This window comes from Halomonas sp. ND22Bw, assembly GCF_003011945.1.
GTDB classification, from domain to species: Bacteria; Pseudomonadota; Gammaproteobacteria; order Pseudomonadales; family Halomonadaceae; genus Halomonas; species Halomonas halophila.
On sequence record NZ_PXWD01000003.1, the window covers coordinates 214,637 to 233,390 of the forward strand.

The 18,754-nt window shown below is 70.0% G+C and carries 17 protein-coding genes and 1 other RNA gene; 9 read left to right on the forward strand and 9 right to left on the reverse strand.

Annotated features, from left to right (window positions below):
- Positions 1-34: 34 nt before the first annotated feature.
- Positions 35-1,372 (reverse strand): Xaa-Pro aminopeptidase, encoded by a 1,338-nt coding sequence (gene pepP / locus CVH10_RS06045; protein WP_035594629.1) that lies wholly within the window; start codon positions 1,370-1,372, stop codon positions 35-37.
- Positions 1,373-1,453: 81 nt separating this feature from the next.
- On the reverse strand, positions 1,454-2,041 hold the full coding sequence (locus tag CVH10_RS06050) for a UPF0149 family protein (RefSeq protein ID WP_035594627.1): 588 nt from the start codon (positions 2,039-2,041) through the stop codon (positions 1,454-1,456).
- 153 nt (positions 2,042-2,194) lie between these two features.
- Between CVH10_RS06050 and CVH10_RS06055 the strand changes: the two genes are divergently transcribed.
- From CVH10_RS06055 to CVH10_RS06065, 3 genes are all read left to right on the forward strand, one after another.
- Entirely contained in the window at positions 2,195-2,494 is a 300-nt protein-coding gene (locus CVH10_RS06055; RefSeq protein WP_035594624.1) for a cell division protein ZapA, read from the forward strand.
- Positions 2,495-2,539: 45 nt separating this feature from the next.
- A non-coding RNA gene (ssrS, locus tag CVH10_RS06060) (6S RNA) lies at positions 2,540-2,724 on the forward strand.
- An 8-nt stretch (positions 2,725-2,732) separates the two neighbouring features.
- Complete coding sequence (locus CVH10_RS06065) at positions 2,733-3,365, forward strand: 5-formyltetrahydrofolate cyclo-ligase (RefSeq protein WP_106488118.1); 633 nt, start codon at positions 2,733-2,735, stop codon at positions 3,363-3,365.
- A gap of 514 nt (positions 3,366-3,879) precedes the next feature.
- On the opposite strand, the gene ilvA is transcribed toward CVH10_RS06065, so the two are convergent.
- Positions 3,880-5,499, reverse strand: coding sequence for a threonine ammonia-lyase, biosynthetic (gene ilvA / locus CVH10_RS06070; protein ID WP_369335741.1), 1,620 nt, complete (start codon positions 5,497-5,499; stop codon positions 3,880-3,882).
- A gap of 48 nt (positions 5,500-5,547) precedes the next feature.
- Between ilvA and rpiA the strand changes: the two genes are divergently transcribed.
- Positions 5,548-6,225, forward strand: a complete 678-nt coding sequence (gene rpiA / locus CVH10_RS06075) for a ribose-5-phosphate isomerase RpiA (RefSeq protein ID WP_035594616.1) — start codon at positions 5,548-5,550, stop codon at positions 6,223-6,225.
- Between the two features lie 192 nt (positions 6,226-6,417).
- On the opposite strand, the gene waaA is transcribed toward rpiA, so the two are convergent.
- Genes waaA through CVH10_RS06090 form a run of 3 tightly spaced genes read right to left on the reverse strand, consistent with a single transcriptional unit; the run spans position 6,418 to position 10,224 of the window.
- Positions 6,418-7,707, reverse strand: coding sequence for a lipid IV(A) 3-deoxy-D-manno-octulosonic acid transferase (gene waaA / locus CVH10_RS06080; protein ID WP_106488120.1), 1,290 nt, complete (start codon positions 7,705-7,707; stop codon positions 6,418-6,420).
- Positions 7,707-9,137: a bifunctional D-glycero-beta-D-manno-heptose-7-phosphate kinase/D-glycero-beta-D-manno-heptose 1-phosphate adenylyltransferase HldE gene (gene hldE / locus CVH10_RS06085; RefSeq protein ID WP_035594610.1), complete on the reverse strand. Its 1,431-nt coding sequence runs from the start codon at positions 9,135-9,137 to the stop codon at positions 7,707-7,709. The genes waaA and hldE overlap by 1 nt, the downstream gene beginning before the upstream one ends.
- Positions 9,127-10,224 carry a glycosyltransferase family 9 protein gene (locus tag CVH10_RS06090; RefSeq protein ID WP_035594607.1) on the reverse strand — a complete coding sequence of 366 codons (1,098 nt, stop codon included), beginning with the start codon at positions 10,222-10,224 and terminating at the stop codon, positions 9,127-9,129. Before CVH10_RS06090 ends, hldE begins: the two co-directional genes overlap by 11 nt.
- On the opposite strand from CVH10_RS06090, the gene CVH10_RS06095 reads away from it, so the two are divergent.
- The gene (locus CVH10_RS06095; protein WP_106488121.1) at positions 10,223-10,933 is read left to right on the forward strand and encodes a 3-deoxy-D-manno-octulosonic acid kinase; all 711 of its coding nucleotides are present in this window, start codon (positions 10,223-10,225) and stop codon (positions 10,931-10,933) included. The genes CVH10_RS06090 and CVH10_RS06095 overlap by 2 nt on opposite strands.
- Here CVH10_RS06095 and CVH10_RS06100 read toward each other — a convergent pair.
- Positions 10,909-12,051, reverse strand: a complete 1,143-nt coding sequence (locus CVH10_RS06100) for a glycosyltransferase family 4 protein (protein ID WP_369335742.1) — start codon at positions 12,049-12,051, stop codon at positions 10,909-10,911. The two genes, CVH10_RS06095 and CVH10_RS06100, sit on opposite strands and share 25 nt — an antisense overlap.
- A gap of 36 nt (positions 12,052-12,087) precedes the next feature.
- Between CVH10_RS06100 and CVH10_RS06105 the strand changes: the two genes are divergently transcribed.
- Genes CVH10_RS06105 through CVH10_RS06115 form a run of 3 tightly spaced genes read left to right on the forward strand, consistent with a single transcriptional unit; the run spans position 12,088 to position 15,567 of the window.
- Entirely contained in the window at positions 12,088-13,176 is a 1,089-nt protein-coding gene (locus CVH10_RS06105) for a glycosyltransferase family 9 protein (RefSeq protein ID WP_035594598.1), read from the forward strand.
- Entirely contained in the window at positions 13,173-13,940 is a 768-nt protein-coding gene (locus tag CVH10_RS06110; protein ID WP_035594596.1) for a glycosyltransferase family 2 protein, read from the forward strand. Before CVH10_RS06105 ends, CVH10_RS06110 begins: the two co-directional genes overlap by 4 nt.
- 43 nt (positions 13,941-13,983) lie before the next feature.
- The gene (locus tag CVH10_RS06115; RefSeq protein ID WP_181244365.1) at positions 13,984-15,567 is read left to right on the forward strand and encodes a sulfatase-like hydrolase/transferase; all 1,584 of its coding nucleotides are present in this window, start codon (positions 13,984-13,986) and stop codon (positions 15,565-15,567) included.
- A 7-nt stretch (positions 15,568-15,574) separates the two neighbouring features.
- On the opposite strand, the gene waaF is transcribed toward CVH10_RS06115, so the two are convergent.
- Both waaF and rfaD read right to left on the reverse strand, forming a co-directional pair.
- Entirely contained in the window at positions 15,575-16,588 is a 1,014-nt protein-coding gene (waaF, locus tag CVH10_RS06120; protein WP_106488123.1) for a lipopolysaccharide heptosyltransferase II, read from the reverse strand.
- Positions 16,581-17,537 carry an ADP-glyceromanno-heptose 6-epimerase gene (gene rfaD, locus CVH10_RS06125; RefSeq protein WP_035594590.1) on the reverse strand — a complete coding sequence of 319 codons (957 nt, stop codon included), beginning with the start codon at positions 17,535-17,537 and terminating at the stop codon, positions 16,581-16,583. The genes waaF and rfaD overlap by 8 nt, the downstream gene beginning before the upstream one ends.
- A 272-nt stretch (positions 17,538-17,809) precedes the next feature.
- Here rfaD and glyQ point away from each other — a divergent pair, with 272 nt between their 5' ends.
- A complete protein-coding gene (glyQ, locus tag CVH10_RS06130) occupies positions 17,810-18,754 on the forward strand; it encodes a glycine--tRNA ligase subunit alpha (RefSeq protein WP_035594586.1) in 945 nt (314 codons plus the stop codon).

An 18,754-nucleotide genomic window follows, 5' to 3' on the forward strand; every position in this document is an offset into this window, starting at 1 on the left:
TACGTAATATACCTGTTATAGAGCCTGCTAACGGTTATTCCTTGACCATCAGCGCCTCGATATCGGCCACCCGCTTGGGCACGTCGGCGGTCAGTACCTCGTGCCCTGCCTCGGTCACCGCCACGTCGTCCTCGATGCGAATGCCGATGCCGCGATAGGCGGCGGGGATGTCGTCGTCCTCGGGCACGTAGAGCCCGGGCTCGATGGTCAGCACCATGCCCGGCACCAGCGGGCGCGGTTCGCCGTCCTGGCGGTACTGGCCGACATCGTGGACGTCGAGGCCCAGCCAGTGGGAGGTGGCGTGGAGATAGAAACGCCGCCAGGCCTCGTTCTCGATGCAGTCCTGCAGCTCACCCTCGAGCAGGCCGAGTTCGATCAGCCCGGCGGTGAGATCGCGCACCACACCGCGATGGATGGCGACCAGGGTGGTGCCGGGGCGCACGGCCTCGATGGCGCGCTGCTGGGCGCCGAGCACCACTTCGTAGAGGGCGCGCTGGGCCTCGCCGAAGCGGCCCCCGACCGGGAAGGTACGGGTGATGTCACCGGCATAGAGGTCGAACTCGGCGCCGGCGTCGATCAGCACCAGGTCACCGTCATGCAGCGCATCGGCGTTCTCGATGTAGTGCAGCACACGGGCATTGTCGCCGCCAGCGACGATGCTGGCGTAGGCCGGGCCGCTGCCGCCCTGCCACCGGAACTCATGCTCGAGCTCGGCCTGCAGCTGGTACTCGGTCAGCCCGGGGGCACAGGCGCACATCGCCCGGCAGTGGGCCTTCGCGCTGACCGCGCCGGCATGACGCATCAGCGCCAGCTCCGACCGGCTCTTGACCAGCCGCTGCTCGTGCAGGCGCACGGACACGTCGGCAAAGGCCAGCGGTGGCCGCGCGCCGCGACGGGCCCCGGCCTGCAGCTCGGCGCGGATCGACTCGGCCAGGTGCAGCGCCTCGCTGTCGTCCAGCGGCAGGTAGAGAGCGGTGCGGCCGTCGAGCAGCGCGGCGAGGGCTTCGTCGCGCTCGGCGTTGCCGAAGGCCTGGTCGAGGCCATGCACGCGCTCGGCGCCTTCCGCCCCCAGCCGGCGCCCGGTCCAGGCTTCCATCTCCGGGTCGCGATCCTGGCAGAACAGCACGCTCTCGCCATCGTCACGGCCGGGGAGCAGCAGCAGCAGGGCGTCGGGCTCGGGGAAGCCGGTGAGATAGTGAAAGTCGCTGTTCTGACGAAAGGCATGTTCGCTGTCCCCGGAGCGGGTGACCAGCGAGGCGCCGGGCAGCAGCACGGCGGCATCGTCGGGCAGCGTGGCCATCAGGCGGCGGCGGCGCTCGCGGAATTCGGCTGCGCCGATGGCGGCGGGGCGAGGCAGGATCTCGGGCGGCATGGCAGTTCCTCGGGCAGGCGGGAGCCCCGCCGAGCGGCGGGGCCGGACATCTCGCGGTCCGGGCCGGCGGCCCGGACCGCCTCAGTGCTTGGTGTAGGCCTCGGGGTCGTCGACCTTCTCGACCTGCGGCTGACCGGGATGCTGCTCGGTGTAGAGCATCATGGCGGCCATGCGGGCGTGCTCGGTGAGGGCGAAGAGGTCGTTCTCGTTCTCCGGGTCGTCATCGAGGTCGGTCTCGATGTTGGTCAGGCCCTTGAGGTCGTCGACCGCCTCACGCAGGGCCTCGGACCACTGCTTGCGCGGCGCGTCGCCGGCATCCTCGATCACCTCGAGGAAGCCCAGGGTCCAGTCCTTGAGCCCTTCGGCGCGCTCGGCCAGGGAGAACAGGTCATCGGGCAGCAGCGGCTCGTAGTTCATCTCGCTGGCCGAGAGCGCCTCGACGGTCTGGCGGCGCCATCCCAGCAGGCGCTCGGCGGACGGCTCGTCGCGAGGCTGCTCGACGCCCAGGTTCTGGCACACGACTTCCAGCCAGCCTTCGGCGCTGAGGTCGTGCAGCGCCAGCGAGGCGCACAGGCGGCCGTCGAGGAAGGCCGGCGATTGCATGCTGCCGTGCAACAGGAAGGTGTCGGCGATGTCGGAGAAATCCTGGCGTTCGTTGATCAGAGACATGGGACCATCCGGTGCGAGGGCCGCGCGGCGCGTTGACCGGCCGCAAACGGCTCTCTTATAGTGACTTGACGTACGTATACCCCACGATGTTAACGCATCGGGCCCCCTTGGCGCCGCATCCCGCGCGCTCGTCCGGGCCCGCCGGAGCCCCCCATGACCGACGCCTCGCGGCCCACCACCGAGATCACCCTGCTGGAGCGCCAGTACGTCATCGCCTGTCCGCCGGAAGAGCGCGACAAGCTGGAGCGTACCGCCCGCTACCTGGATCGTGCCATGCAGGGCATCCACGCCCAGGGCAAGGTGGTCGACCGGGAGAAGGTCGCCATCATGGCGGCCCTGAACATCACCCACGAGCTGCTCGAGACCCTCGAGGAGCGCCGCGCCGGCGAGAAGAGCCTCGGCGAGCTCAGCGCGCGCCTGGAGAAGGCGCTGGCCGACGCGCCCTCGCGCTGAGGATTCTTCGCTTTGGACGTAGGCCTCGCTCTGCTAGGATAGAGACGTTCCCTGGGGTGTTCGCCAGTCGTTAAGTCCCTCGAGCCTATGCGCAGTACCCAGGGGGCCAACAGCTAGTCCGGACCCGTGTGCATGTCCGTGCGACGGAAAGCCTGACGGTCCGGCTGCGGCCACCCACCTTGAACCACAGGGTTCAAGGGCCAGAATGACAGCGGCACTCTGGGGAACTCCTTTCCGCATGACCGATCTGCAAGACACCGCCGCTCACGCCGTGAGAGACGACGAACGACGCGCCCTGCGTCGTGACCTTCGCCGTCGCCGCCGCCAGCTGAGCGCGCAAGAGCAATATCAGGCCGCCCGGCGACTGTGCCATCGCCTGCGGCATCTCCCCGAAGTCCAGCGCGCCCGGCGCGTGGCCCTCTACCTGCCCAACGACGGCGAGATCGATCCGACCCGCCTGATGCCCTGGCTGAACGGCCGCGGTGCCCGCGTCTATCTGCCCGTGCTGCGTCCGCTTTCCCACAACGCCCTGTGGTTCGTGCACTACCACGCCGGCACGCCGATGGTGACCAATCGCTTCGGTATCCCGGAGCCCTGCACCCGCCACGGCGCCCATCGCGCCCGCCGCACGCCGGCCTGGGCCCTGGACCTGATCCTGATGCCGCTGGTGGGCTTCGACGACGACGGCCAGCGTATCGGCATGGGCGGCGGCTTCTACGACCGTACCCTGGCCTTCACCCGTGGCAGCGGGCCGCGTCCGCGCCTGATCGGCCTGGCCCACGACTGCCAGCGCGTCGAGCGCCTGCCGGTGGCGCCCTGGGACGTGCCGCTGGACGCCATCGTCAGCGATCGCCGCGTGGTGCGCCCCTGATGCCCTCACGGTCTTCCTGACATGAAAAAAGCGGCCGATGCCTGAGCATCGACCGCTTTTTTTCGGGAATCGTCCTGGGCGGCGGCGCTTACTGGCCGACCAGCGCCTGGGCGTAGCCGGTCGCCACGACACCGATACCGAAGATCAGCACCAGGATCATGACCAGGTCGGGCTTGCGCTTCATCGTCGACTCCCTTCGATGTGACGGCGGCGATTCGGGGATCTCCCGAGCGCCGGCTGACGTTGACTGCTATCGACTATACGACGTCGAGATCGCCTCGAAAGGCACATTTGCCTTATCGAACACCGTTTGTTCACGGTTTCTAGACCGATCGACCGCGAGGAGGGCACACGAACCGTGCAAACGCGCTCGGCCAGGCGTCTCGAACGAGGCCACAGCCTAGCGAAAGACCCCGAGCATGACAACCGTCATACTCGGGGCACGAGGAAAAACAACGCCGTCATGGCCGAGCACAGCGGGCAAGCGACCGCTTACTCACCGGCTTGGGGAAGGTCACGCCATGAACAGGCGATAGGCGGGATTGTCCGACTCCTTCCAGTAGCGATAGCCGATCTCGTCGAAGTGCTCCTCGACGTGGCCGCGGTCGTCCTCCGGCAGCTGCATCCCCACCAGCACGCGGCCGTAGGCGGCGCCGTGGTTGCGATAGTGGAACAGCGAAATGTTCCAGTCGTGGGGCAGATGGGTGAGGAAGTTCATCAGCGCGCCGGGACGCTCCGGGAACTCGAAACGATAGACCTCCTCGTCGAAGCGTTCCTGGGGACGGCCCCCGCCGAGGTGGCGCAGGTGCAGCTTGGCCAGCTCGTTGTCGGTGAGGTCCTCCACCGGATAGTCGGCCTCGCGCAGCTTGTCGATCACCGCCTGACGGTCCTCGCCGCCCGGCTTGACCTGCACCCCGACAAAGATGTGCGCCTGCTCGGGATCGGCATAGCGATAGCTGAACTCGGTGACCATGCGCTTGCCGATGGTGCGGCAGAACTTCTTGAAGCTGCCCGGTCGCTCGGGGATGGTCACCGCCAGGATCGCCTCGCGCTGCTCGCCCAGCTCGGTGCGCTCGGCGATGTGCTGCAGGCGGTCGAAGTTGGTGTTGGCCCCGGAGTTGATGCACACCAGGGTCTCGCCGCTGGCGCCGGTCTGCTGGATGTACTTCTTCAGCCCGGCCAGCGACAGGGCACCGGACGTCTCGGAGACCGCGCGGGTGTCCTCGAAGATGTCCTTCACGGCGGCGCACATCTCGTCGGTGTTGACGGTGATGACGTCGTCCACCAGGTCGCGCATCACCGCGAAGGGCGCCGCGCCGACCTGGGCCACGGCCACACCCTCGGCGAACACGCCGACCTGGTCCAGCACCACGCGCTCGCCGCTGTCCAGGGCCGCCTTGAGGCTGGCGCTGTCCTCGGACTCCACGCCGATCACCTTGATCTCCGGGCGCAGGTACTTCACGTAGGCGGCCACGCCGGCGATCAGGCCGCCGCCGCCCACCGGCACGAAGATGGCGTCCAGCCGGCCGGGATTCTGGCGCAGGATCTCCACCGCCACGGTGCCCTGACCGGCGATCACGTCGATATCGTCGAACGGCGGGATGTAGGTGTAGCCGTGTTCCTCGATCAGCTCCTGGGCGTGGGCCGCGGCCTCGCCGAAGGCATCGCCCTTGAGCACCACCCTGGCGCCCCGGGCGCGCACCGCGGCGACCTTGATCTCCGGGGTGATACGCGGCATCACGATCACCGCCTTGACCCCCATCTGCTTCGCGGCCATGGCCAGCCCCTGGGCGTGGTTGCCCGCCGAGGCGGCGATCACGCCCTTGGCCTTCTGCTCGTCGCTGAGCTGCGCCATCTTGTTGTAGGCACCGCGAATCTTGAAGGAGTAGACCGGCTGGAGGTCTTCGCGCTTGATCAGAATCTGGTTGTCGAATCGGCGGGACAGGAAGGGAGCCGACGAGATCGGCGTTTCCCGGGCGGCCTCATAGACCCGGGCCTGGAGAATCTTCTTGACGGTATCTTCGAGCATCCTGACATTCCGATAGTAGCGCGAGGGGCCGCGTGACGCGGCGCGGAGGGAACCTCTATTGGTAGCATTCGCGCCGGCACGGCGTCCAGCACGGCGAGGCGCCATGGCCTATAATGGCGCGGCATTTCCACCCTCCAGCCAGACGAGCCCTCCATGACCCAGGACGAACTCAAGGACGCCGTGGCCGCTGCCGCCATCGACGAGATCCGCCCGCTGCTCGGGCGCGACGTGGTGATCGGCGTCGGCACCGGCTCCACCGCCAACCGCTTCATCGACCAGCTGGCCGCGCTGAGCGGCGACTTTCGCGGCGCCGTGGCCAGCTCGGAAGCCAGCGCCGAGCGCCTGCGCGGCCACGGCATCGACGTCTTCGAGCTCAACGAGGTCGGCACCGTACCCGTCTATGTCGACGGCGCCGACGAAGTGAACGCTCACTTTCAGATGATCAAGGGCGGCGGTGCGGCCCTGACCCGAGAGAAGATCGTCGCCGCCTGCGCCCAGCGCTTCGTGTGCATCGCCGACGGCTCCAAGAAGGTGAAGCGCCTGGGTGACTTCCCGCTGCCGGTGGAGGTGATTCCCATGGCCCGCTCCTACGTGGCCCGGGAGCTGGTCAAGCTGGGCGCCGACCCGGTCTACCGCGAGGGCGTGGTCACCGACAACGGCAACCAGATCCTCGACTGCTATGAGTTCATGATCGACGATCCGGTGGCCATGGAAGCGCAGCTCAACGCCATCGTCGGGGTGGTCACCAACGGCCTGTTCGCCGCCCGCGGCGCCGACGTGCTGCTGCTGGGCACCGACCAGGGCGTCGAGCGGCTAACGCCAGAAGCGTGATATGAGAGCCTCGGGGCAAACCGGCGCGAGGGCGCTATAGACCCATCCGTGGGCGCTTCTTTGGCCCTGCGGCGCTCTCGCATCCTGCTCCGCTTGCAGGACCGGTGCTGGCCATCCATGGCCAAAACCCCCTCGCTTCCGTTGGTCCCCGGCTCGGCCTCGCCCCGCCAAAGAAGTGAGCGCTCACTTCGATCAAAGAAGCCGTTCGAGGCCTTCCAGCGTGCGCGCCAGGGCGCCGCGGTTGGCCTCGACCACCGCCCGACCGGCCACGGCGAGGCGTTCCCGCTCCGCCGCGTCGCCGAGCAGGCGCACGAGCGCCTCGGCGAGCGTCGCGGCATCGGTGATCTCCACCAGTGCCTGGCGCTCGCGCAGCGCCTCGGCCACGTCGGTGAAGTTGGCGAGCTCGGGGCCGGTCAGCACCGGCACGCCCATGGCGGCCGGTTCCAGCAGGTTGTGGCCGCCGATCGGCACCAGGCTGCCGCCGACGAAGGCCGCATCGCCCGCACCGTAGAGCGCCGACAGCTCGCCCATGGTGTCGCCCAGATAGACCGCGATCTCGCCGGTCACCGCCTCGTCCCGCGAGCGCCGCGCCAGCGACATGCCCTCGTGGCGGCACAGTTCGGCCGCCGCCTCGAAGCGCCGCGGATGGCGCGGCACCAGGATCAGCAGCGCCTCGGAATAGCGCTCCCGCAGCCGCGCGTGGGCCTCGAGCAGCGCCTCGTCCTCGCCCTCGTGGGTGGAGCCCGCCACCCACACCGGGCGTTTTCCGAACCCGGTTCGCAAGCGTTCACTCACCTCGAAGGCCTTGTCATCACGGGCCAGGTCGAATTTGAGCGAGCCGGTCACCTCGGCCTTCTCCGCCGCCATGCCCAGCGCCCGGAAGCGCTCGGCATCGGCCTCGGACTTGGCCCCCAGCCAGCTGACGTGAGACAGCGCCTCGGCCATCAGCCTGCCGAGGCGACGATAGCCCTGGAAGGCCCGCGGCGAGAGCCGGCCGTTGACCACCGCCACCGGAATGCCCCGCCGCTCGCAGCCGGCCAGCAGGTTGGGCCACAGCTCGGTCTCGAAGAAGATGGCGAGATCGGGACGCAGGCGATCGAGGAAACGCCGGGCGGCGCCGGGGAAGTCCAGCGGCACGAAGTGATGACTCACTTCGGCTGTATGCGCCTCGCCCTGAAGGCGTTCGGCGACGGCATGGGCGCGTTCTGCGCCGGTGGCGGTCATGGTGGTGATCACCAGGCGGCGGTCGGGATGACGCCGCGCCAGGGCCTCGATCAGCGGCCGGGCGGCCTGCACCTCGCCCACCGAGGCGCAGTGCAGCCACAGGCTGTGGGCGCCCTCGGGCGAGCCGACGATGCGCCCCAGCCGCTCGACGCGGGAGCGCCCGGGCAGGCTCTCCTTCCACACCCGTCGCCAGACCAGCGGCGACAGCGCAAGCAGCGCGGCGGAGTAGCCGCGCCGCACCCAGGGGTGGCCGGCCATCAGGCCTCGCGGTCGAGGATGGTGGAGATCATCGCCGTGGTGGACACGCCGTCCTCGAAGCCCAGCACCCGCACCTCGCCGCCGGCCGCGCGCACGGCCTCGCCGCCGGCGATGTCCTCGGGGCGGTAGTCGCCGCCCTTGACCAGCACGTCAGGGAGCACCGCCTCGATCAGCCGCTGCGGGGTGTCCTCGGCGAAGGGCACCACCCAGTCCACCGCGCCCAGCCCGGCCAGCACCTGCATGCGGCGAGCCAGCGGGTTGATCGGCCGCTTGGGTCCCTTGAGCCGTCCGATGGAGGCGTCGTCGTTGACCGCCACGATCAGCCGGTCGCCGAGCCGGCGGGCGTGCTCCAGGTAGGCCACGTGGCCGGCGTGGAGGATGTCGAAGCAGCCGTTGGTCATCACCACCCGTTCGCCACGGGCCTGAGCGGCCCGCACCGCCTCGATCAGGGGCGCCTCGGCGATGACGCCGAATTCGGCCAGCTTGTCGCCGTGCAGGGCGGTGTAGAGCTCGGCGACGGACAGCGTGGCGGTGCCGGGCTTGGCGACCACCAGGCCGGCGGCCAGGTTGGCCAGGGTCATGGCCTCGGGGAAGCCGTGGCCGGCGGCCAGCGCCAGACCCAGCACGCCGATCACGGTATCGCCGGCGCCGGTGACGTCGAACACCTCCCGGGCGCGGGTCGGCAGGTGCAGCGGCTCGTGGCCCTCGCGGATCAGGGTCATGCCCTTCTCGCTGCGGGTGATCAGCAGCGCCTCGAGCTCCAGCTCGGCGCGCAGCGCCTCGCCGCGCTCGGACAGGGTGGCATCGTCCGGGCAGGGCCCGGCGACGGCCTCGAACTCGGCCAGGTTGGGGGTGATCACGCTGGCACCGCGGTACTTGCGGAAGTCGCTGCCCTTGGGATCGACCAGCACCCGCTTGCCGGCGGCCCGCACCCGGCCGATCAGCCCCTGGACGTCGGCCAGGGTGCCCTTGCCGTAGTCGGAGAGGATCACCAGGTCGGCGGCGTCCAGGGCCGTCTCGACCTTCTCCGCCAGCGGGCCGGTGTCCACGTCGCCGAGGCTCTGCTCGAAGTCGAGGCGGATCAGCTGCTGGTTGCGGCTCATCACACGGAGCTTGGTAATGGTGGGTATGTCGGCGCTTCGGGCGAAGTGAGTGCTCACACCGGCGTCCTCGAGGCGGCGGCTCAGCAGGTCGGCGTTGTCGTCGTCGCCGACCAGGCCGGCCAGCGCCGCCCGCGCGCCCAGCGAGGCGATGTTGAGCGCCACGTTGGCGGCGCCGCCGGGGCGATCCTCGGCCTCCTCGACCCGCACCACCGGCACCGGGGCCTCGGGCGAGATCCGTGAGGTGCCGCCATGGAAGTAGCGGTCGAGCATCACGTCGCCCACCACCAGCAGGCGGGAATGCTCCAGGGCGGTCAGATCAAGCTTCATCGGAAGGCTCCCTTTCCTGACGGGACGCGGCGGTGTCCAGCACCGCCTCGAGATGGCGAATGACGTCGTCGGCCTGGATCAGCGACATGGCGTCGGGATGGCGGACCCGCTGCCCCCAGGGGAGCGTCTCGGGGTCCTTGTGCAGGAACTGGCGCACCGCGTCGGGATAGCGGTTCACCACGTGTTCGCGCCAGCAGTAGGGCGCGGCCCGGTCCGGGTTGGTGGTGGCGAACAGGCCGACCACCGGGGTGTTCAGGGCGTTGGCCATGTGCACCGGACCGGAGTCCGGCGCCACCACCGCCCGGGCGCCGTCGATCAGCGCCAGCAGGCCCTTGAGCGAGGAGCCACCGATGGCGTCGATCACCGCGCCGGGCTGGGACAGCGCCTGGATGCGGCTGCCCATCTCGCGCTCCTGGGTGCTGCCACCGCCGGTCAGCACCGTCTTCAGGCCGTGCTGGACCCAGGCGTGCTCGACCACGCTGGCGTAGCCCTCCGCCGACCAGTTGCGGAAGTTGCGCAGCCGCGGGTTGGCGCAGGGGCTCATCAGCAGGTAGGGCGCATCCCCGGTCAGCGCCGCGGCCTCGTCACGGGCGGCGGCGGGGATCGGCATGTCCCATGCCAGCGAGAGATCCTCGACGCCCAGCAGCCGGGCGAAGTCGAGGAAGGACTCGAGCACGTGGGCGCGGGGGTGCGGCGCCAGCTGGCGGTGGGTGAACCAGTGCTGGGCATCCTTGGCACGGGCCTTGTCGTAGCCGACGCGCAGGTCGGCCTTGAGGCCCAGGGAGAGCACGCTGGCCCGCAGCGCCTGCTGCATGTGCAGCAGCACGTCGAAGCGCGTGTCCGCCAGCTGCCGCCACAGCTCGCGCATCCCCGCCAGGCCCGTGGCCTTGTCGTAGACGACGAACTCGACCCCCGACATGCCGGCCAGTAGACTGTGCTCGCCCTTGCCGATGATCCAGGTGATGCGCGCATCGGGCCACTGACGCTGCAGCGCGCGGATCGTCGGAACCAGGTTACAGACATCGCCCAGGGCGGAGAGGCGCAGCACGCCGATATGGGCGGGGCTGGCGGGCAGAGGATGCTTCATGCGATTGGCAACGCTTCAAACGGGAAAGGTTTACATTTTATATGATGCGGACAGTTTATGTGACGCCGATGGGGCGCCACAAATCGGCCCGCTCACCTTCGATCCCGACCACTGGCGCCGGCAGGGCCGCGTCACCGGAGAGGCACCCGGCCGCGGGGCCAGCCTGTTCCTGGCCGCCGGCGATGCCGAGTGGGTGCTGCGCCCCTACCGCCGCGGTGGCCTGGTGGCCAGGATCAGCGAATCGCGCTACCTGTGGACCGGCGCCGAACGCAGCCGTTCCTTCCGCGAGCTGCGCCTGACCGCCCACCTGTTCTCGCTCGGCCTGCCGGTGCCCCGCCCGGTGGCGGCGGTCACGACACGCCACGGCCCCAGCTACGAGGCCGCCCTGATCACCGTGCGCCTGAACGGCGCCCGCGCCCTGGCCGAGCGGCTCCATGACGCCGATGACGCCCTGCTGGCCCGGGTCGGCGCCACGGTGCGCCGCTTCCACGACGCCGGCCTCGACCACGTGGACCTCAACGCCCGCAACCTGCTGGTCGATGACGACGACAGCGTGTGGCTGATCGACTTCGACCGCTGCCGTCTGCGCGCGCCCGGCCAGTGGCAGGAGGCCAACCTCGAACGGCTGGCCCGCTCGCTGACCAAGTTCGACGCCGCCCCCGCCATGGCCGCCATCCGTCGCGGCTACGAGGCCGGCGACGCCGCCTGACCGGCGTACTCCGCCACCAGCGCCTCGACGTGGCGCGCCAGGGTGAAGTCCTCCAGCACCCGCGCCCGGCCCGCCGCGCCGAGCCGCTCGCGCAGCGCGCCGTCGTCGACCAGCTCGGCCAGCGCCGCGGCCCAGGCCTCGGGGGATTCGGGGTCGGCCAGTCGGCCGGTGTCCGGGCTCACCAGCTCCGGAATCGCTCCGCTCGACGCCCCCACCACCGGCCGGCCGGCGGCCATGGCCTCGATCACCGTCAGCCCGAAGGCCTCGTTGCGCGACGGCGTGCAGACCACGTCCAGCGCCTGCAGGCAGCGCGGCAGGTCGGCGCGGAAGCCGGCGAAGGTGAGCCGCGCGCCGAGCCCCAGCGCCTCGACGCGCTCGCGCAGCGCCTCGACGAAGGCCGCGTTGCTGCCCTCCTCGGCCGTCAGCCCGCCGATCATCACGCCATGCCAGGCCGAATCGGGCCGGTTTTCTGCGAGCGACGCCAGCGCCTCGACCCACACCCGCTGCCCCTTGCCCGGGGTGATGCGCCCCGGCAGGCCGATCGCCACCGCGCCCTCGGGCACGCCCAGCTCGCCGCGCAGCGTGTCACGCTCGTCATCGGCGAGGCGCTCGACGTAGGGCGCCGGATCGATGCCGAGGTAGAGCCGGCGGATGCGCTCGGCGGGCAGCGGGAAGGCCGCGAGATTGCGGGCGCGGGTCGCCTCGCTGATCGAGAACAGCCGGGTGACCCGGCCGTAGGCCCAGCGATGGTAGAAGTCGCGCTTGGGCCGGGTGACGCCCATGTGGTCGGTGAAGAACAGCCTGAGCCCCGGGCGCAGGGTCGCCAGCAGCGCACCCAGGCGCAGGTCGCTGGACTTGTGGCAGTGGATGACCTCGATGCCGTGGGCCTTGAGATAGGCCAGTATGCGACCGACCCGCCACAGCGCCTGGCCGCGGGATGGCACCGTCAGCGGCGTGACGCCGGCGGCCTCGAGGCTCGCCGCCACCCGCGAGCCTTCAAGCGCCAGGCCGTGGGCCTCCCACCCCTGACGAGCCAGCTCGGGTATAATCCGCGCAGGATACATTTCCAGTCCGCCCCAGCCGTTCGAGAGGCAGAGCTGCATGACCTTGGGTCTCAAGGCATCCTCCATTCGGTGTCGGGGCTCGGGAGCCCCATGACGAGTTTCTCCGATCAACGGCCGCCGCGCCTGCTGGTGGTTCGCAACGACAAGCTCGGCGACTTCATGCTGGCCTGGCCGGCCCTGGCGGCCCTCAAGGCCGCCTCGCCGCGCCCCCACGTCAGCGTGCTGGTGCCGAGCTATACCGCCCCGCTGGCCCGCGCCTGCCCGTGGATCGACGAGGTGATCCTCGACCCGGGCGATGACGCCGGCCGTGAGGGACGGCGCGAACTGCTGGCCGAGCTGAAGGCCGGGCGCTTCGATGCGCTGCTGACGCTTTACTCCACGCCGCGCGTCGGCTGGCTGGGCTGGCGCGCCGGCATTCCGCTGCGCCTGGCGCCGGCCACCAAGTGGGCCCAGCTATTCTACAACCGCCGCGTCACCCAGCGCAGGTCGCGCTCGGAGAAACCCGAGTACGTCTACAACCTGGAGCTCGCCGAGGCGCTGCTCGAGGCGCTGGGCATCGCGGTGCCGACGCGGCCGGCGCCGCCCTGCTGGCCGCTGGATGACGGCGAGCACGCGCGCCAGCGCTCACTCGTGGCCGAGGCTACCGGGCTCGGTGATGACCGCCCGTGGCTGTTCCTTCACCCCGGCAGCGGCGGCTCGGCGGTCAACCTCACGCCCGAGGCCTACGCGCGGCTGGCCCGCGACGTCGATGCCCGGCTGCGCGAGGCGGGCAAGACACCGGCCTGGGTGATCACCGCCGGCCCCGGGGAGACCGACAACGCCGATGCCCTGTGCGAGACGCTGCGCGAGGCCGGACTCGAGGCCAGGCGCCTGCCGCCGAGCCCGGGGCTCGAGGCCTTCGCCAGGAGCCTCGTGGCCGCCGACCTGTTCATCGCCGGCTCCACCGGACCGCTGCACGTCGCCGCCTGCCTGGACCGCCCCACCGCCGGCTTCTATCCTGCGCGGCGTTCGGCCACGCCGCTACGCTGGCAGACCTGCAACGCCGAGGCCCGGCGCCTGGCCTTCTGCCCGCCCGAGGGCGCCCACGAGGCGGACATGGCGGCCATCGACCTGGCCGCCGCCGCCGAGTCCATCGCCGCGCACCTGACCTCTCCTTCGATCAGCGAGACCCGCCCATGACGCCCATCTCCGGCATCATCATCACGCTCAACGAGGCCGACAACGTCACCGACTGCATCGCCTCCCTGCAACGGGTCTGCGACGAGGTGATCGTCGTCGACTCCGGCAGCCAGGACGACACCGTGGCGCTCGCCGAGGCCGCCGGCGCCCGGGTGATTCATCAGCCCTATCTCGGCGACGGCCCGCAGAAGGCCTTCGCGGTGCCCCAGGCCGCCCATGACTGGATCCTGGCGCTGGACGCCGACGAACGCCTCGACGACGACGCCGTCGCGGCGATCCAGGGCCTGGCGCTGGACGATCCGCAGCAGGCCTTTCGCTTCAGGCGCCGCAACTTTGCCGGCCGCCACTGGATCCGCGCCGCGGGCTTCTACCCCGACCCGGTCACCCGGCTCTACAACCGCACCACCTCGGGCTATCTGCCCAAGAAGGCGCACTCCTCGGTGCAGGCGCCTTCGGTGACGGATCTGGACGCCCATCTCCGCCACTTCACCTATCGTGACCTGTCACACTGGATCAGCCGCATCGACGCGCTCTCCAGCCGCGATGCCTGGGCAATGAAGGAACGTGGCAAACGGCCCTCGGCCGTGCGGCCGGCACTGCATGCGGCCACCGCCACCTTTCGCAAGCTGATCCTCAAGGGCGGCCTCTTCCAGGGCGCGGACGGCTTCACCGTGGCCATGACCACGGCATTCCACGCCTACATGAAGTACGCCAAACTCAACGAGCTCTACGAGAACGAGCGTGCGGAACAGAACGAACGCTGAAGATGCCATCCCCGCCCGCCTGAAGCGGCCGCGCGGATGGGCGCTGCTGACCCTAGGCGTGGCCCTGGGCTTTGCCGTCGTCACCGTGACCCGGCTGCCGGCCCTGGCGCTGTGGCCGATCGCCGCCGGCTGGCTGTGGCTGGCCCATCGCCTGCGCTGGGGCGACGACGCGGCCGCACCGATGCCGCGGCGCCGCTGGCCCTGGTCGCTGCTGCCGCTGAGCCTGTGGGGCATCTACGTCTATCTGGCCGACAGCTTCGGCGATGTCGACCTGGGGGCGGTGTTCTTCCACCTGCAGGCCGGCATCAGCGATCACGGCGGCGGCGAGCGGCTGGTCGCCGCCGTGCTCTATACCCTCGCCATGCTGGCAGTACTGGCCGCCTTCACCTGGCTGGTGCGGCGCGACGGCCGCTGGGCTCGCCATGAACGCCTGCTGGCCGCGGTGCTGCTGCTCGGCAATCCGATGCTACTGGGGCTCGGCCAGCGCGGCATGGCCTTCGTCACCGAGGACGGCGCCTGGCTGGATCGCCGCTACGTGCCGCCGGTGATCCAGGCGGCGCCGGCCGATCCGCCCAACCTGCTGGTGCTCTACCTGGAGAGCCTGGAACGCACCTATGCCGACCGCGAACGCTTCGGCGACGCCTACGGGCCGCTCGCCGAGCTGGGCCGACGCGGCGTGGTCTTCGAGGGAATCCGCCAGCTCGACAACACCGGCTGGACCATGGCCGGGATGATCGCCAGCCAGTGCGGCACGCCGCTGATGCCGGCGGGACTGCTGCATGACAGCCAGTTCGAGCCCCTGGACCGGGTCGTGCCGGGCGTCGACTGCCTGGGCGACCTGCTGTCGGCCCAGGGCTATGCCCTGAGCTATCTCGGCGGCGCCAGCACCCGCTTCGCCGGCAAGGGCCGTTTCTACACCGGCCACGGCGTCACACGGGTGCGCGGCCGCGAGACCCTGGCCCCACGGCTCGAGGACCCCGACTATCTCAACAGCTGGGGGCTGTACGACGACAGCCTCTATGCCTTCACCCGGGAGGAGATCCGCCGCCGCGAGGCGGAGGGCGGCCCCTGGGGCGTGATCGCGCTCAGCCTCGGCACCCATCCGCCCGCCGGCTACCCGGCCCGGGCCTGCGAGGCGCGCCAGGGCGATCACGACGGCGAGGACATCCTCTATGCGGTGGAATGCTCGGCCTGGCTGGCCAAGCGGCTGGTGGAACGGCTGGAGGCCGAGGGGCTGCTGGCCAACACCCTGGTGGTGATCGCCAGCGATCACCTGACCATGCGCGTTTCGGCCTGGGAGCAACTGATCGCCGGCCCCCGCGCCAATACCCTGATGCTGCTGCACAACGACCTGATTCCGCGCCGTCTCGACCGCGAGGGGTCGACGCTCGACGTGCTGCCCACCGTGCTGGAGGCCATGGGCTTTCGCATCGCGCACCACCGCGCGGGGCTCGGCGTCTCGCTGCTGTCGCGGGAACCGACGCTGGTCGAGCGCCACGGGCTGGAGGCGATCAATGCCCGGCTCAAGGAAGAGACCGCCCTGCAGCGCCGGCTGTGGGAGGGGCTCGACCTGCCCCGCCCGGAGCCGGCGTCGGTCCGGGCGGAGCGTTCGGACGAAGCGCCGTAGGCCGCGGCTAGCCGGCCAGGATGGCCGACAGGATCTTCTCCGGCGGCTGCTGCTTGAGGCAGTTGGTGTGACCCAGCGGGCAGGTACGCTCGAAGCAGGGCGAGCAGTCCAGCGCCAGGTAGTGAATCTCGGCGTCGCCGGTGAGCGGCGGCGTATAGGCCGGCGACGAGGAGCCGTAGATCGCCTGGATGCGGGTGCCCGCGGCGGCGGCCACGTGCATCAGCCCCGAGTCGTTGGTCACCGCCTGGCGGCAGTCGGCGAGCAGGTCCACCGCGTCGGCCAGCCGCGTCTTGCCGCACAGGTTATGCGCATGCTCGAGCCCGCCGGCGATGGTCTCGCCGGCGGGTTCGTCCTTGGGGCCGCCCATCACCCGCACCTCGAAGCCCTCGGCGATCAGCGCCTCGGCCAGGCGGCGGAAGTACTCGAGCGGCCACTGCTTGGCGGGGCCGTACTCGGCGCCGGGCATCATGGCGATGGCCGGGCGGCTCCCGATACCGAGCGAGGCGTGCAGCGATGCCAGATTGGCGTCGTCACGCCGCAGCGCCGGGCGCGGGACCGGGAAGTCGCCCTGTGCCGCCTCGCCGGCCGGCAGCCCCAGCGACACGAAGCGCTTCACGGTCTGGTCGAGCACGGCCTTGTCGAGGCGGCGGCGTTCGTTGAGCAGCCCGTAGCGCTGCTCGCCGTGGAAGCCGACACGCCGCGGGATGCGCGCCAGGAAGGGCACCAGTGCCGACTTCCAGGAGCGCGGCAGCACGATGGCGCGGTCGAAGCGCCCGCGCAGCGAGGCCGCCAGCTTGCGCCGCGCGGCCAAGCCGAACTCGCCGTGGCCGACTTCCAGCGCGGCCACCTCGTCGACCTCTTCCATCCGCTCGAGGATCGGCCGCGACCAGGCCGGCGCCACCACGCCGATGGTCGCCGCCGGGTCGCGTTCCTTGAGCGTCTTGAACAGGCTCTGGGCCATGACCATGTCGCCGACCCAGGACGGGCCGACGACCAGGATGCGCTCGCCCGGGTCAGGCATTCAGCCACTCCAGATAGGCCTTCACGCCTTCGGCGACGGTGTGGAACTCGCGGTCGTAGCCGGCCTCGCGCAGCCGCGCGATGTCGGCCCGGGTGTAGCTCTGGTAGCGGCCCTTGAGCTCGTCGGGGAAGTCGATGTACTCGATCTTGCCCTTGCCGTAGTAGTCGACCACCGCCTCGCCGATCGCCTTGAACGGCTCGGCACGGCCGGTACCGAGGTTGAAGATGCCGGAGGCCTCGGGATGGTCGAGGAACCACAGGTTCACGTCGACCACGTCGCCGACGTAGATGAAGTCGCGGCTCTGCATGCCGGCCTCGTAGCCGTCCCAGGCGCCGAACAGCTTGAGGTCCTGGCCGCCGCTGATCTGGGTGTGGTGGTGGTAGGCGACGCTGGCCATCTTGCCCTTGTGCTGCTCGCGGGGGCCGTAGACGTTGAAGTAGCGGAAGCCGACCACCTGGCTCTCGAATTCGTCGTGGCGGGCGCGCACATACTGGTCGAACAGCAGCTTGGAGTAGCCGTAGACGTTGAGCGGCTTCTCGTGCTCGGGCTCCTCGCGGAACACCTCGCTGCCGCCGTAGGTGGCCGCGGAGGAGGCATAGATGAAGGGAATGCCCTTGAGCTGGCAGAAGTGCAGCAGCTCCTTGGAGTACTCGAAGTTGTTCTCGAGCATGAAGCGGCCGTCCCACTCCGTGGTGTCGGAGCAGGCGCCCTCGTGGAAGATCGCCTCGATGGGCGGCAGGTGCGAGGTCTCGCCGTTGAGGGCGGCCTTCACCCGGGCCAGGAAGTCGTCCTTGTCCAGGTAGTCGCCGAGGGTGCAGTCGGCCAGATTGACGAACTTGGTGCCGTCGCTCAGGTCGTCGACCACCATCACGTCGTTGCGGCCGCGCTCGTTGAGTGCCTTGACCAGATTCGAGCCGATGAAGCCGGCTCCGCCTGTCACTACGATCATGGGGATTCCTCTCTATGCGGGTGGAGCCACCGCGGTTGGGCCGATGATGAGGGGCGCCGGGGACGGAGCGAAGAGAGGGTCCTACGCCATGGATGGCGTCGGTAGCGCCCAGGGAGGGGGTACAGCGCCCTCTCGCCGCTCCGTCGACGGATCAGCCCCGAGCCCTCGCCCGACGACGATGGCCCCAGGTATTCCGGGCTGCGCCTATAACCGATCTGCCCGTGATTGTATACTTGACCGCTCGTGAATTCATGGCCAACGGTGCTTCCGCAATGACACAGTCGACGCCAGACGTGACAACCTTCCAGGGCCTGATCCTGGCCCTGCAGCAGTACTGGGCCGAACAGGGCTGCGTGGTCCTCCAGCCCCTGGACATGGAGGTCGGCGCCGGGACCTTCCACCCGGCGACCTTCCTGCGCTCCATCGGTCCCGAGACCTGGAATGCCGCCTACGTGCAGCCTTCCCGCCGTCCCACCGACGGCCGCTACGGGGAGAACCCCAACCGCCTGCAGCACTACTACCAGTTCCAGGTGGTGATGAAGCCGTCCCCGGCCAATCTCCAGGAGCTGTACCTGGGCTCGCTCAAGCGTCTCGGCCTCGACCCGCTGGTTCACGACATCCGCTTCGTCGAAGACAACTGGGAATCCCCGACCCTCGGTGCCTGGGGCCTGGGCTGGGAAGTGTGGCTCAACGGCATGGAGGTGACCCAGTTCACCTACTTCCAGCAGGCCGGCGGCCTGGAGTGCTACCCGGTCACCGGCGAGCTGACCTACGGCATCGAGCGTATCGCCATGTACGTCCAGGACGTCGACAGCGTCTACGACCTGGTGTGGACCGTCGCCCCCGACGGCACCAAGGTCACCTACGGCGACGTCTTCCTGCAGAACGAGCGCGAGCAGTCGACCTACAACTTCGAGCACGCCGACGTGCCGGCGCTGTTCGCCGCCTTCGACCATCAGGAAGGCGAATGCAGCAAGCTGATCGAGGCCGGCCTGCCGCTGCCCGCCTACGAACAGGTGCTCAAGGCCTCGCACACCTTCAACCTGCTCGACGCCCGCCACGCCATCTCGGTGACCGAACGCCAGCGCTACATCCTGCGCGTGCGCACCATGGCCCGTGACGTGGCCCACGCCTACTACGAATCGCGCAAGGCCGCCGGCTTCCCGCTGGCCCCCGAAGCCCTGCGCCGCGAACTGCTTGCCGAAGGAGACGCTTGA

Bases quoted from the DNA above. Each gene is read 5' to 3' on its own strand.
- pepP (WP_035594629.1), bottom strand. From the start codon at position 1,372: ATGCCGCCCGAGATCCTGCCTCGCCCCGCCGCCATCGGCGCAGCCGAA.
- CVH10_RS06050 (WP_035594627.1), bottom strand. From the start codon at position 2,041: ATGTCTCTGATCAACGAACGCCAGGATTTCTCCGACATCGCCGACACC.
- CVH10_RS06055 (WP_035594624.1), top strand. From the start codon at position 2,195: ATGACCGACGCCTCGCGGCCCACCACCGAGATCACCCTGCTGGAGCGC.
- CVH10_RS06065 (WP_106488118.1), top strand. From the start codon at position 2,733: ATGACCGATCTGCAAGACACCGCCGCTCACGCCGTGAGAGACGACGAA.
- ilvA (WP_369335741.1), bottom strand. From the start codon at position 5,499: ATGGCGCCTCGCCGTGCTGGACGCCGTGCCGGCGCGAATGCTACCAAT.
- rpiA (WP_035594616.1), top strand. From the start codon at position 5,548: ATGACCCAGGACGAACTCAAGGACGCCGTGGCCGCTGCCGCCATCGAC.
- waaA (WP_106488120.1), bottom strand. From the start codon at position 7,707: ATGGCCGGCCACCCCTGGGTGCGGCGCGGCTACTCCGCCGCGCTGCTT.
- hldE (WP_035594610.1), bottom strand. From the start codon at position 9,137: ATGAAGCTTGATCTGACCGCCCTGGAGCATTCCCGCCTGCTGGTGGTG.
- CVH10_RS06095 (WP_106488121.1), top strand. From the start codon at position 10,223: ATGCGATTGGCAACGCTTCAAACGGGAAAGGTTTACATTTTATATGAT.
- CVH10_RS06090 (WP_035594607.1), bottom strand. From the start codon at position 10,224: ATGAAGCATCCTCTGCCCGCCAGCCCCGCCCATATCGGCGTGCTGCGC.
- CVH10_RS06105 (WP_035594598.1), top strand. From the start codon at position 12,088: ATGACGAGTTTCTCCGATCAACGGCCGCCGCGCCTGCTGGTGGTTCGC.
- CVH10_RS06110 (WP_035594596.1), top strand. From the start codon at position 13,173: ATGACGCCCATCTCCGGCATCATCATCACGCTCAACGAGGCCGACAAC.
- waaF (WP_106488123.1), bottom strand. From the start codon at position 16,588: ATGCCTGACCCGGGCGAGCGCATCCTGGTCGTCGGCCCGTCCTGGGTC.
- rfaD (WP_035594590.1), bottom strand. From the start codon at position 17,537: ATGATCGTAGTGACAGGCGGAGCCGGCTTCATCGGCTCGAATCTGGTC.
- glyQ (WP_035594586.1), top strand. From the start codon at position 17,810: ATGACACAGTCGACGCCAGACGTGACAACCTTCCAGGGCCTGATCCTG.